Source organism: Variovorax sp. Root318D1 (assembly GCF_001424835.1).
Classification (GTDB): domain Bacteria; phylum Pseudomonadota; class Gammaproteobacteria; order Burkholderiales; family Burkholderiaceae_C; genus Variovorax.
In genome coordinates this window covers 93629-105290 of the sequence record NZ_LMCQ01000021.1, presented here as the reverse complement: position 1 = coordinate 105290, position 11662 = coordinate 93629, and the positions used below count along the sequence as shown (strand labels likewise).

Genomic DNA, 11662 nt, shown 5'->3' with positions numbered 1-11662 from the left:
CAGGCTGTGAATCGGCGTGGTCAGCCGATTCGCCGGACGATGAAGCCGCTGGCCGGCGCGATCCACTCGGTCTCGTCGTTTGTGTGCACCGCCGGCGTTCCGGCAGCGCCGGTGAAGAGGAAGCGTTCCTCGGCCAGCAGAAACTGGCGTGCCTGTGCGCCATCGATTGCCGCCCCTGAGTGCAGTACGCGCAGCGTGGCACCACTCAGGTCGAGGGTCTCCCCAGGTTCAGGCCACAGCACCGTGGCATCCGGCCATGAGGACGATCGGAGATGTTCGAGCGCGGCGGCCGATTCGTCAGTGCGGGCCGCGGTCGAGAGCAGCCAGCGCACGGGCCCCGGAGCCGCTCCGGCCTGTGCCGAACCCAGCGGTGCAGGGTCGATCAATGCCCACTGTCCGCCGTCGCCGCTGACGAAGTAGCTGTGCGGCGATTGCGCGTCGCCGGCCACGCGGCGGATGCGCGGCGACAGCTGCGTGGCCAGGCCCGCTTCGAGCGCATAGCGTGCATCGCCTCGGCCCTCGGGGTCGAGTCGGCCGATCTCCTGATAGGCCGCCTCGTCGATGTTCACCGCGCGCCGACCCGCAGGTCCGTCGGCCAGGCGCGGCATGTTCAGCGGAATGCCGGTGAGCGCGCGCGCATGGGTCATGCAGTGTTCGGCGCTGTCGAAAGCAGCCAACTGCTCGAGCGTGCGCCGCGTCACATTCATCAGCTTGAGGCCGCGCGCGGGGTCTACCGCCTCGGCCGGCTTGAGCCACATGTGCGCCACGATCTCGCGGCCGTCGGGCCGTACGTCTTGGGCGGACGGCATTTGCGCGATGAAGAAGCGGGTGTCGAAGCGGCGCGGCATGCCGGGCGGCGTCAGCCAGTGGCTGAAATAGGCCAGCCGGTCCATCGCCAGAAGCCAGCCTTGTGCTTCGCACATGGCAAGCAGCGCATCGGTGCCTTGTTCGGCCGCATGACGCATGGCCTCGAGCCGGCCGGGGGGCAGACCGTCGAGTTCGACCAGGCGGTCTTCGCTGTCGCTCGCGAACAGGATACCGGCCTCCTCGAAGCATTCGCGCACCGCGGCGGCGTAGTAATCGAGGCCGCCGTCGGATATGCCGAGGCGCGTGCTGGCGGCGAGGTCGTCCAGCCCCTTGCACATCAGGTGCAGACTGCGGTCATGCGTGTCGACCACGCCGCCCGGGAACACGCTGGCACCGCTGTTCTGGTCGTCGGCTTTTTCGGCGCGGCGCAGCAGCAGCACCTCCATGCCGCGGTCGCTTTCGCGCAAGAGAATCAGACTGGCTGCGGTGCGGATGGGGCGCGGCACGGACGATGGAGGGGCCGGCGCGGCCGTCGAAGGCTTGGCGTTCATGGGCGCCGATTGTCGGGCCAAAGCCTCAGATGGCGCGCTGGTTCACCCGCTTCGAAAGCTGCTCGGCGCTTTCCTTGCGCTCACTGTAGCGATCGACAAGGTAGTCGGCGGCGCCCCGCGTGAGCAGCGTGAACTTCACGAGTTCTTCCATCACGTCGACAACCCGCTCGTAGTACGAAGATGGCTTCATGCGGCCGGCTTCGTCGAACTCGAGAAAGGCCTTGGCCACCGACGACTGGTTGGGAATGGTCAGCATCCGCATCCAGCGACCGAGCACGCGCAACTGGTTCACCGCGTTGAACGACTGCGATCCGCCCGACACCTGCATGACGGCAAGCGTTTTGCCCTGCGTCGGCCGCACGGCACCCACGCTGAGCGGGATCCAGTCGATCTGCGCTTTCATGATGCCGGTCATCGAACCGTGGCGCTCGGGCGAGCACCACACCATGCCCTCGGCCCATTGCGCGAGCGTGCGCAGCTCCTGCACCTTGGGGTGATCGTCCGGTGCGCTGTCCGGCAGCGGCAGGCCGGCGGGATCGAAGATGCGCGTTTCGCCGCCCATCGCTTCGAGCAGGCGCGCGGCCTCTTCGGTCAACAGGCGGCTGTAGGAACGCTCGCGCAGCGAGCCGTAGAGCAGCAGGAACCGCGGTGCGTGGTGCAACGATGCCGCGCTGGCCAGTCGCTCGGACGAGGGCCGGTCGAACAGCTCGGCGTCGATGTTGGGGAGCTCACGCAGGGCGATGGACACGGCGGCCCTCCGAATCGATGACGGCTTCGCCGTCTTCCTTGGTGAACGCGCCTTGTTGCGGCGAGGGCAGGATGTCGAGCACTTCTTCTGAGGGGCGGCACAGGCGCGTGCCGAGGGGCGTGACCACGATGGGCCGGTTGATGAGGATCGGATGCGCGAGCATGAAGTCGATCAGCTGCTCGTCCGTCCACTTTGCGTCGTCCAGGCCGAGCTCTTCATACGGCGTGCCTTTTTTGCGCAGAAGCGCGCGGGGCGCCATGTTCATTGCGGCAAGCAGCTCGCGCAGCGTCTCTTTGCTGGGCGGCGTCTTCAGGTATTCGACGACCTGCGGCTCTTCGCCGCTGTTGCGGATCAGCGCCAGCGTGTTGCGCGAAGTGCCGCATGCCGGGTTGTGAAAGATGGTGATGGAAGAAGGCTGTGTTTGCATTCCTGCAATTATGCAACTATTATTGAAATATGGAAGAACAAGACATCGTCAGATCCCTCGCAGCGTTGGCCCAGCCCGTGCGCCTGCAGGTCTTTCGCGCGCTGGTGGTGGCGGGCCCGGCGGGGCTCACACCCGGCGCGCTGGTCGAAGCGCTCGACGTGCAGGCCACCAGCCTGTCGTTCCACCTGAAGGAGCTCACCCATTCGGGGCTGGTGACGCAGGAGCGCAGCGGCCGCAACCTGATCTACCGCGCGGCGTTCGAACGGATGAACGCGCTCATCGGCTACCTCACCGAAAACTGCTGCCAGGGCGAGGCGTGCCTGCCGCAGGCAGCGCAGGCTTGTGCATGCTGAACAAGGAGCAACCATGAAGCGATTTCACGTGCATCTGAACGTGCACGGCGAGAAGCGGGCGCTCGCCGGTTCGGAATCCGCATGCTGCGCACCGCGCAGCAATACCGTCACCATTCATTCGCGGATCCCGAACATGGCCAAGGCGAAGGGAGCCGCGCAATGACTGTCAACGTGCTGATCCTGTGCACGCACAACTCGGCGCGCAGCGTGCTGGCCGAAGGCATGCTCAATCACCTGGCGCAAAAGGCGGGGAAGGACGTGCGGGCCTACAGCGCCGGCAGTGCGCCGAGCGGGCGGCTGAATCCTTTCGCGCTCGAGGCGCTTGTCGGCGCCGGCGTGGACGTGTCCCCCTACCGCAGCAAGAGCTGGGACGAATTCGCGGGCGATGCAAGCCCGGTGATGCGCATTGTCATCACGGTCTGCGACAGTGCGGCGCAGGAGACCTGCCCTTATTGGCCCGGCAGCCCGGTGAAGGTTCACTGGGGCTATCCCGATCCATCGAATGCACCGGGCGGGGACGAGGGCAAGCGGGTGGCTTTCGAGCTGACGCGCCAAGCCATTGCCTACCGCCTCGTGCAGTTGCTGGCGCTGCCGCTCGAATCGATGCCCGACGCCGAACTCCAGGCGGCGCTGACCGCGATTTCCGAAAGCTGACCTTTTCATGAGCTCCAATACCGCCGCCGCCGTTGCATCTTCCGCGCCGCCGCCCGCCATCGGCTTCTTCGAACGCTATCTCACGATCTGGGTCGCGCTGTGCATCGTGGCCGGCATTGCGCTCGGCCAGTGGCTGCCTGGCGTGTTCCGCGGCATTGCATCGCTGGAGGTGGCCAAGGTCAACGTGCCGGTGGGCGTGCTCATCTGGGTGATGATCATCCCGATGCTGCTGAAGATCGACTTCGCAGCGCTCGGTCAGGTGAAGGCGCATTGGCGCGGCATTGGCGTCACGCTCTTCATCAACTGGGCCGTCAAGCCTTTCTCGATGGCGCTGCTCGGGTGGATCTTCATTCGCCACGTGTTTGCGCCGCTGCTGCCGCCGGAACAGTTGGACAGCTACGTCGCGGGCCTCATCTTGCTGGCCGCGGCGCCGTGCACGGCGATGGTGTTCGTGTGGAGCCAGCTGTGCAAGGGCGATCCGTACTTCACGCTGTCCCAGGTGGCGCTCAACGACGCGATCATGGTGGTGGCCTTCGCGCCGGTGGTTGCGCTCTTGCTCGGACTGTCGTCGATCACCGTGCCGTGGGACACGCTGTTGACGTCGGTGGGCCTGTACATCGTGGTGCCGGTGATCATTGCGCAGCTGCTGCGAAGGCAGCTGCTCAAGAAGGGCACGGCGCACTTCCAGGCGGTTGCCGCGCGGCTCGGGCCATGGTCGATCTCGGCGCTGCTGCTCACGCTGGTGCTGCTGTTCGCCTTCCAGGGCGAAGCGATCCTGCGGCAGCCGCTGGTGATTGCGCTGCTCGCGGTGCCCATCTTGATCCAGGTGTTCCTGAACTCGGGGCTGGCCTATGTGCTCAACCGCAAGCTGGGCGTGGCGCACTGCGTGGCGGGCCCGTCGGCGCTGATCGGCGCCAGCAACTTCTTCGAGCTGGCGGTGGCCACGGCCATCAGTTTGTTCGGCTTCCAGTCGGGCGCGGCACTGGCCACGGTGGTGGGGGTGCTGATCGAAGTGCCCGTGATGCTGCTGGTGGTCGCGGTGGTCAACAGGTCGCAGGGCTGGTACGAAAAGGGCGCGAAGACGGCCTGACGACGGGGGCAGGCGATCGGCCGGGGGGCGCCGGGCTCCCCGCAGGGCGTGTTCTCCGACATGGCCCGGGCGCCTTCAGGGCCATGATCCGGAATCCGGTACTTCTTCGGTGCAGGGTTCATGAAGATCGCGACCTTCAACGTCAACGGCGTCAACGGCCGGTTGCCGCGCCTCCTGGAGTGGCTGGCCGAGTCCTGCCCCGACGTCGCGTGCCTGCAGGAACTCAAGGCGCCCGACATGGGCTTTCCCGCGGCCGCGATCCGCGAGGCGGGCTACGGCGTGGTGTTCCACGGGCAGCGCTCGTGGAACGGCGTGGCCATCCTGGCGCGCGGACGTGAACCGATCGAAACGGGCCGCGGCCTCGACGGCAATTTCGAAGACAGCCAGAGCCGCTACATCGAAGCCGTGGTGAACGGCGTGATCGTCGGATGCCTCTACCTGCCCAATGGCAACCCGCAGCCCGGTCCCAAGTTCGACTACAAGCTCGAATGGTTCGAGCGGCTCAACGCCCATGCAAGGCGCCTCTTCCACTGCGGCCTGCCGGTGGTGCTGGCCGGCGACTTCAACGTGGTGCCCACCGACGCCGACATCTACAACCCGGCCTCATGGCGGGACGATGCGCTGCTGCAGCCCGAAAGCCGCGCCGCCTTCGCGCGGCTGCTCGAGCAGGGGTGGACCGACGCCATCCGTGCTCGGCATCCGGGCGAGGCGGTCTACACCTATTGGGATTACTGGCGAAACCGATGGCCCCGCAACGCGGGGCTGCGCATCGACCATCTGCTGCTGAACGACGAACTCGCGCCCCTGCTGGTCGACGCGAACGTGGACCGCGAGGTGCGCGGCCGGCCCGGGGCAAGCGATCACGCGCCAGCGTGGGTCGAACTGGCGCTGCCCGCGGGCTGAGCTTGAGCACGAAAAGTCGGAACTGCGGCGGAAAAACCACGGTTAGCCGGATCGGTGACAGACAGGTTACATTTGAAGACTGTGCACTATTCAATTACTTGGCCTATTCCTGAGGATCCATTCCAGTGATTACCGGAGCAACGGCCGATGCCAGCTTTTCCCGGGGTTTCGACGCCGGGTTCGTCATGGCTTTCCAGCCCATCGTGGACTTCGAGCGGCGGGAAGTCTTTGCGCACGAAGCGCTGGTGCGGGGCGCCGCGGGAGAGGGCGCCCTGGAAGTCTTCTCGCGCGTGAACCCGCAGAACCGGTTCGCGTTTCATGAAGCTTGCCGCGTGAAAGCCATTGAAACCGCATCCGAACTGGGCATGCAATCGAAGCTCAGCCTCAACATCATGCCCAACGACGTGGCCGGGCAGACCGAGTGCTTTCATACCGCCATGGAAGCCGCCCAGCGCTGCAACTTTCCGGTCCACCGCCTGATGTTCGAGATCACCGAAGGCGAACGCGTGGCCGACCTGCCGGCATTGGCGGCCGCCTTTCGCACCTACAAGGGCTACGGCTTCACCTCGGCCATCGACGACTTCGGCGCCGCCTATGCGGGCTTCGAACTGCTTGCGGAGTTCCAGCCCGACGTGGTGAAGATCGACATGGGCCTGGTGCGCAACATTCACAACGACCCGGTCCGGCTCAGCATCGTGCGGGGTTTTGTCGGCACGTGCCTGGAGCTGGGCATCCGTGCCGTTGCGGAAGGCGTCGAGTCTTCGGACGAAGTGCACGCGCTCCGGTCGCTGGGCGTGGAATTGTTCCAGGGATTCCTGTTCGCCCGCCCCGCCATCGCCACGCTGCCGCCGGTGGCGTGGGACGCCGCCTGAGCGGCGGCACGCCTTGCGCCATCCGGCGCTGACTCACACGTTGCTGGTTGCGCGGACCTCTTCGATGGTGGTCTTGCCCGCAAGAACCTTGTCGATGCCGTCCTGGCGCAGGGTGCGCATGCCCTCCTGCATGGCGGCATCCTGCAGTTCCTCGGCGCGGGCGCCGTTCTGGACCAAGCGGCGCAACGTCCTGGAGATCACCATCAGTTCGTGAATGCCCACGCGCCCGTTGAAACCGGTGCTGTCGCAGTGCGGGCATCCGGTGCTCGTGAAGACTTGCAGCTGCCCGTCGCGGCCATACTGGCCGAGCCAGTGCTTGTGCACCGCCTCGCGCTCGGCCTGCATGGCGTCGTGCGCGGCGAATGAATGCATGTAGTCGGACAGCAGTTCCTCGACTTCTTCAGCACGCATGGGCCGGCTTTGGACGCAACGCTCGCAGAGCCGACGCACCAGCCGTTGCGCCAGCACCGCCAAGAGTGAATCGGCGAAGTTGAACGGGTCCATGCCCATGTCCAGCAGCCGCGTCACGGTTTCGGGCGCGCTGTTGGTGTGCAGCGTCGACAGCACGAGGTGGCCGGTAAGCGAAGCCTCGATGGCGGTCTTGGCGGTTTCCTCGTCGCGGATTTCGCCGACCATGATCACGTCGGGATCGGCGCGCACGAAGGCCCGCAGCGCCTTGGCAAAGGTCCAGTCGATGCGCGGATTGACCTGCACCTGGCGCAGGCCCGGCTGGGTGATTTCGATCGGGTCTTCGGCGGTCCAGATTTTTCGCTCGGGCGTGTTGATGTGCATGAGCGCCGAGTGCAGGGTGGTGGTCTTGCCCGAACCCGTGGGGCCCACGCAAAGCACCATGCCATAGGGGCGTTCGATCGCCTGCGTCAACAGCGCCAGGTTTCGCTCGGAGAGCCCGAGCTGCTTCAGCGCAAGGGGCTGCGCCGAGGCCAGGATACGCATCACCACGTCTTCGAGGCCGTTGGCGGTGGGGATGGTGGCCACGCGCAGCTCGATGCGGTGCTGCGGCGAATACTTGGCGAAGTTGATCTTGCCGTCCTGCGGCTTGCGCCGTTCGCTGATGTCCAGGTCGCACATGATCTTGATGCGCGCCACCACCACGTTGCGATAGGTGGCCGGCAGCTCCAGGTGGGTGCGCAGCCGCCCGTCCTTACGAAACCGGATGCGGGTCTTCTCCTGGCCCGGATAGCTTTCGATGTGGATGTCCGACGCGCCTTCGCGGTGCGCATCGATGATCATGCTGTTGATCATCCGCACCAGCGAGTTGTCCGACTGTTCGATGGGCGCCTCTTCGACCGCGGGCGCGCGCTCTTGCCGCTCTTCTTTCTCCAGGGTGACCAGCAGGTCGCTGGTGCCCCCCGCGTCGAAGTCGAGCGGCCGCGAGGGATCGTGGACGATGGTGGGGTCGGGCGTGTCCTGCCCGAGTTTTCCGTAAGCCTTGTAGAGCACGGTGTCCAGCACCAGGCACTCCCCGATGACCGGCACTACCTTCATCTGCGTGATGAACTCCACCTCGTCGATCGCGGCCAGCCGGCTCGCAGGGTCGTCGAGCGCAACGATGAGGCGCCCCTCGTGGATCATGAGCGGCATGACCTGCAGGCGCCGCGCCGCGCCGTGGCTGAGGGTGCGCAAGGCGTTCACGGCCACGGGAAACACATGCAGGTTCACGAGCGGATAGCCCATCTTGCGCACCAGCGCGGACTGCAACTGCGCCCGGGTGACCACGCCCATGCGCACCAGCGTTTCGCCGAGCGGCACGCTGCGGTCGAGCTTCTGCTGCTCCAGGCCCGCGCGCAACTGCTCTTCGGTGAGCACGCCGAGCGCCATCAGCGCCTGGCCGATGCGCAGTATCGGCATACGGCTTTGAACCTCCAGCGCATGCAGCAATTGCTCGGGCGTGACGACTTCGGTGGGGGACATGAATGGATCTCCTGTGGGGCGATTCTGAGGGGGCCGGCGGGCCTTGTCAGCAAAGGCGCGCCGGCCGCGCAGTGCGGGCGCAACGCAGCACTACGAAAGTATTCAGAACGAAGTCGGCGCGGCCGAGGCGCGTCAATCGGAAAATCCGAAGGTGTTGCGGCCCGCCGACTTGGCGCGGTAAAGCGCCGCGTCGGCACGCGCCAGCAGGTCGGCATCGGTGACGGCGACGGCGGCGTCGCCGGGCTGGTGGAACGCAATGCCGATGCTGGTGGTGACCCTGAGGCTCTGGCCGTCGAGCTCGAAGGCCGAGGTGGCGATCAGGTTGACGATCTTTCGTGCCACGGCCACGGCAGCTTCGCGCGTGTGCACGTTTTCCAGCACCACCACGAACTCGTCGCCGGCAAGGCGCGCCACCGTGTCGGTGCTTCGCACGCTGGCCAGCAGGCGCTTTGCATATTCCACCAGCACACCGTCGCCGGTCGCATGGCCGAAGGTGTCGTTGATGGTCTTGAAGTGGTCGATGTCCAGAAACAGCACCGCCAGTGCGTTGCCCGAGCGCTGGGCGCGGGCGAGGGCGCTGGGCAGGTACTCGTTGAAGGCGAGCCGGTTCGACAAGCCCGTGAGCGGATCGAGGCGGGCCAGGTCGATCAACTGGCGCTCCACCGCCTTCAGGGCGCTGATGTCCAGGCTGAGAGAGAAGATTCCGCGCGTGATGCCGTCGGGACCGATGTCGGGCACGTAGCTCACGCGGGTCGTGCGGTCGAAGTCCTTCGTCCGGGTCTTGGCCTCGAACTCGACACGCTCGCCGGCCAGCGCACGCTCGATCATGGCCTTGCGTGAAAGATACAGTTCTTCGCCCGCCACCTCGCTCACATGGCGGCCCAGCAACCGGGCGGGATCCACGCCCATCCACTCGCGGTAGGTGGCATTGGCAAAGGTGATTTTCTCGTCGCGGTCGATGTAGGTGATGAGGGCCGGCAGGTTGTCGGTGATGGTGCGCAGGCGCATTTCGCTTTCGGCCTGCCGCAGCTCCGCCTGCTTCAAGGCGGTGATGTTGAAAGACATGAGGTAGAAGCCGATGAACTTGCCGTCCGGGTCCATGTCGGGAATCAGGTTGACCTGGAAATAGCCGGTCTTTCCATAGAGCGGGGCCTGGACCGGAAAGCGCACCGACTTGCCCTCGCGCACCAGCGGAAGGTAGGGCCGCTGCTGCCGGTACACCGCCTTGCCCACGGCCGAGCGCATCGTCACGCCATCGAGCGGACCGTCGCCAAGGCCGGCCATGCGCCGCGCGCGGCTGTTGGCAAACAGGCAGTTCTCGTTGCTGTCGAAGTAGCCCACCAGCGCCGGAATACTGTCGGTCACGTCGCGCAGCCGTTTTTCCTGGGCGGTCAGGGCCTTGCGTATGTTCACCTCGTCGGTGATGTCGAAGGTCATGGCGAACACGCCCTGCACCACGCCGTTCGCGTCCTGGTCGGGAATGTAGTGGGCCTTGAAGGTCCGCTCGCCGATGCCCAGCGCCGCATCGCCGGCTTTCTCGATGACCACCGTTTCGCCGGCCAGCGCGCGCTCGTAGGCGGGCGCCACGACAGCGAAATCGGCGGCGCCCCGAACCTCGGGCATCGACCGGCCGACCATCGCACGTTCCCTGTGCAGCGCCATGACCTGGGCATTCACGAAGGTGTAGCGCAGCGACGCATCGACGTGCGACACCAGCGCAGGTATGTTGTCCGCAATGATGCGGACCTGCGCTTCGCTGTGCGCCAGGCTGAATTCGATGCGCTTGCGCTCCGTCACGTCCGAGGTCATGGCGTAGTAGCCGCGAACCTGTCCGGCCTTGTTGCGGTCGGGGATGAGTTCGGTCTGGAAGTAGCGGTCTTCCTCGCCCCGGCTCGCCTCGCCCCGTCTTTCGAAACTCACCGCCTCGCCGGCCATCACGCGCTCGACGGCGGTCTTCATGGCTTCGTCGTCTTCGCCAAAGCTCCGCGCCTCCCGCCCGATCAGCTGGGCCGCGCCGCGATCGAGCTTTCTGCAGAGGGGCGCATTCACGAAGGTGTAGCGGCCTTGCGCATCGACGTGCGACACCATCGCGGGGAGGTTGTCGGTGATGTCGCGCAGGAATTTCTCGCTCGACTTGCGCTGCCACATCAGCGTGTCGAAGGTACGCGCAATGTCGCCGATCTCGTCGCGCGCATAGGTGCGCGGCACGGCCGTTTCGAGCGCCGGGTTGTCCACGTCGAGCATGTGCCGGTGCAGATGCGTGAGGGGCCTGAGCTGGCGGCGCACCAGGCCCAGCGCCAGGGCGCCGGCAAGCATCGCGAGCACCACCGCGCCGATCCAGGCTGAACGCTCGATCGCGTCGATCCGGGCGAACGCTTCCCTGCTGGGATACATGGAGCCCATGACCCAGTTGGTCTCGCGCAGCCGCTTGAAGGCATACAGGGCGTGCACGCCGGCATGGTTGACGCCCTCGGCCGCGCCTTCGTAGCCTTCCATCGGACGATCGATCTCGGGGTTGCCCACGCCCTTCAGGCCCGTCTGGTTGATGATGCGCTCCGTCGACGGATGGTCGATCACGCTACCTTCCGTGCTGGTGATGAACAGGTAGCCGGTCTGGCCGAAGCTGATGTCCGCGAGCTCGCCCAATATGTTGCGTTCCTTCAGGTTGATGGCGCCTGAAATCACGTACTTCACTTGGCCGTCAAGGCCCAGAACGGGCTCGGTGAGGGCAACCTGTGCCAGGCCGTTGAGCCGGTTCAGATAAGGTTCGGAGAGGACGCCGGTCCTGGATGCGAGCGTTTGCTTGAAGTAGGGGCGGTCCTTGATGTTCACCCGGCCGGGCTGCTGCGCACCGCTGAGGCTCGCGACCAGGTCGCCCTCGGCCGTAAAGAACGCGACATTGCTGAAGGCCTTCCGCAGCGACGGGTGCCTTTCGATGAAGGCCTGCAATGTTGCTGCGTCCAGGGAGCCGTTCGTGTCCACGCCGTCTGCAAAGGTCTCGAGCAGGGTGCGCCGGCTGATGAACTTTTGGTCTACTGTATTTGCAATGGCCGTCAGCCGCGCGAACGCTTCGCTTTCGATCGAGGCCTTCATGCTCGTCTTCACCAACTGCAACGCAACGGTTGCAATGGCCAGCGTGGCCGCCAGCACCACCGCGGCCACACCGAGACTGAGGCGCGTGTTCAAGCTGATGTGGATATTCCTGAGACCTGATGAGTTCATTGGCGTGGAAAAAGCATCGCGATGCGGCCCGCTTTTGCGCGCTAGTGTGTCAGAAGAGAGGGGAGGGGTACCTCGCGCAATCCCCCATGGTTCGTGGGCTGCC

At 65.7% G+C, this 11662-nt stretch carries 11 protein-coding genes; 6 read left to right on the top strand and 5 right to left on the bottom strand.

What is annotated here, in order from left to right; all coding sequences use genetic code 11:
• Nucleotides 1-20 precede the first annotated feature (20 nt).
• From ASC78_RS18965 to arsC, 3 genes are read right to left on the bottom strand one after another with little or no spacing between them, the layout of a single operon-like run.
• Nucleotides 21-1358, bottom strand: a complete 1338-nt coding sequence (locus ASC78_RS18965; RefSeq protein WP_235505135.1) for an NUDIX domain-containing protein — start codon at nt 1356-1358, stop codon at nt 21-23.
• Nucleotides 1359-1383: 25 nt separating this feature from the next.
• Nucleotides 1384-2100 (bottom strand): arsenical resistance protein ArsH, encoded by a 717-nt coding sequence (arsH, locus tag ASC78_RS18960; protein ID WP_055805049.1) that lies wholly within the window; start codon nt 2098-2100, stop codon nt 1384-1386.
• Entirely contained in the window at nt 2087-2533 is a 447-nt protein-coding gene (gene arsC / locus ASC78_RS18955) for an arsenate reductase (glutaredoxin) (protein WP_055804610.1), read from the bottom strand. The genes arsH and arsC overlap by 14 nt, the downstream gene beginning before the upstream one ends.
• Before the next feature lie 29 nt (nt 2534-2562).
• On the opposite strand from arsC, the gene ASC78_RS18950 reads away from it, so the two are divergent.
• The 6 genes from ASC78_RS18950 (at nt 2563) to ASC78_RS18930 (ending at nt 6405) form a co-directional block, all read left to right on the top strand.
• Nucleotides 2563-2886, top strand: coding sequence for an ArsR/SmtB family transcription factor (locus ASC78_RS18950; protein ID WP_029682818.1), 324 nt, complete (start codon nt 2563-2565; stop codon nt 2884-2886).
• A 13-nt stretch (nt 2887-2899) separates the two neighbouring features.
• Nucleotides 2900-3049 (top strand): hypothetical protein, encoded by a 150-nt coding sequence (locus ASC78_RS27525; RefSeq protein WP_157634487.1) that lies wholly within the window; start codon nt 2900-2902, stop codon nt 3047-3049.
• Nucleotides 3046-3540, top strand: a complete 495-nt coding sequence (locus ASC78_RS18945; RefSeq protein ID WP_055804607.1) for an arsenate reductase ArsC — start codon at nt 3046-3048, stop codon at nt 3538-3540. Before ASC78_RS27525 ends, ASC78_RS18945 begins: the two co-directional genes overlap by 4 nt.
• A 7-nt stretch (nt 3541-3547) precedes the next feature.
• Nucleotides 3548-4630 (top strand): ACR3 family arsenite efflux transporter, encoded by a 1083-nt coding sequence (arsB, locus tag ASC78_RS18940; protein ID WP_055804604.1) that lies wholly within the window; start codon nt 3548-3550, stop codon nt 4628-4630.
• A gap of 120 nt (nt 4631-4750) precedes the next feature.
• Nucleotides 4751-5533, top strand: a complete 783-nt coding sequence (locus tag ASC78_RS18935) for an exodeoxyribonuclease III (protein ID WP_055804601.1) — start codon at nt 4751-4753, stop codon at nt 5531-5533.
• Nucleotides 5534-5658: 125 nt separating this feature from the next.
• Nucleotides 5659-6405, top strand: a complete 747-nt coding sequence (locus ASC78_RS18930) for an EAL domain-containing protein (RefSeq protein ID WP_157634486.1) — start codon at nt 5659-5661, stop codon at nt 6403-6405.
• Nucleotides 6406-6438: 33 nt separating this feature from the next.
• Here the strand turns inward: ASC78_RS18930 and ASC78_RS18925 are convergent, their stop codons facing one another.
• Nucleotides 6439-8337, bottom strand: coding sequence for a GspE/PulE family protein (locus ASC78_RS18925; RefSeq protein WP_055804596.1), 1899 nt, complete (start codon nt 8335-8337; stop codon nt 6439-6441).
• Between the two features lie 132 nt (nt 8338-8469).
• Nucleotides 8470-11559: a PAS domain-containing protein gene (locus tag ASC78_RS18920; protein WP_055804593.1), complete on the bottom strand. Its 3090-nt coding sequence runs from the start codon at nt 11557-11559 to the stop codon at nt 8470-8472.
• Between the last annotated feature and the right edge of the window lie 103 nt (nt 11560-11662).

What these genes read in the sequence shown, in the direction of transcription:
- ASC78_RS27525 (WP_157634487.1), top strand. Translation starts at nt 2,900, where the DNA reads ATGAAGCGATTTCACGTGCATCTGAACGTGCACGGCGAGAAGCGGGCG.
- ASC78_RS18935 (WP_055804601.1), top strand. Translation starts at nt 4,751, where the DNA reads ATGAAGATCGCGACCTTCAACGTCAACGGCGTCAACGGCCGGTTGCCG.
- ASC78_RS18965 (WP_235505135.1), bottom strand. Translation starts at nt 1,358, where the DNA reads ATGAACGCCAAGCCTTCGACGGCCGCGCCGGCCCCTCCATCGTCCGTG.
- ASC78_RS18950 (WP_029682818.1), top strand. Translation starts at nt 2,563, where the DNA reads ATGGAAGAACAAGACATCGTCAGATCCCTCGCAGCGTTGGCCCAGCCC.
- arsC (WP_055804610.1), bottom strand. Translation starts at nt 2,533, where the DNA reads ATGCAAACACAGCCTTCTTCCATCACCATCTTTCACAACCCGGCATGC.
- ASC78_RS18945 (WP_055804607.1), top strand. Translation starts at nt 3,046, where the DNA reads ATGACTGTCAACGTGCTGATCCTGTGCACGCACAACTCGGCGCGCAGC.
- ASC78_RS18925 (WP_055804596.1), bottom strand. Translation starts at nt 8,337, where the DNA reads ATGTCCCCCACCGAAGTCGTCACGCCCGAGCAATTGCTGCATGCGCTG.
- arsB (WP_055804604.1), top strand. Translation starts at nt 3,548, where the DNA reads ATGAGCTCCAATACCGCCGCCGCCGTTGCATCTTCCGCGCCGCCGCCC.
- ASC78_RS18920 (WP_055804593.1), bottom strand. Translation starts at nt 11,559, where the DNA reads ATGAACTCATCAGGTCTCAGGAATATCCACATCAGCTTGAACACGCGC.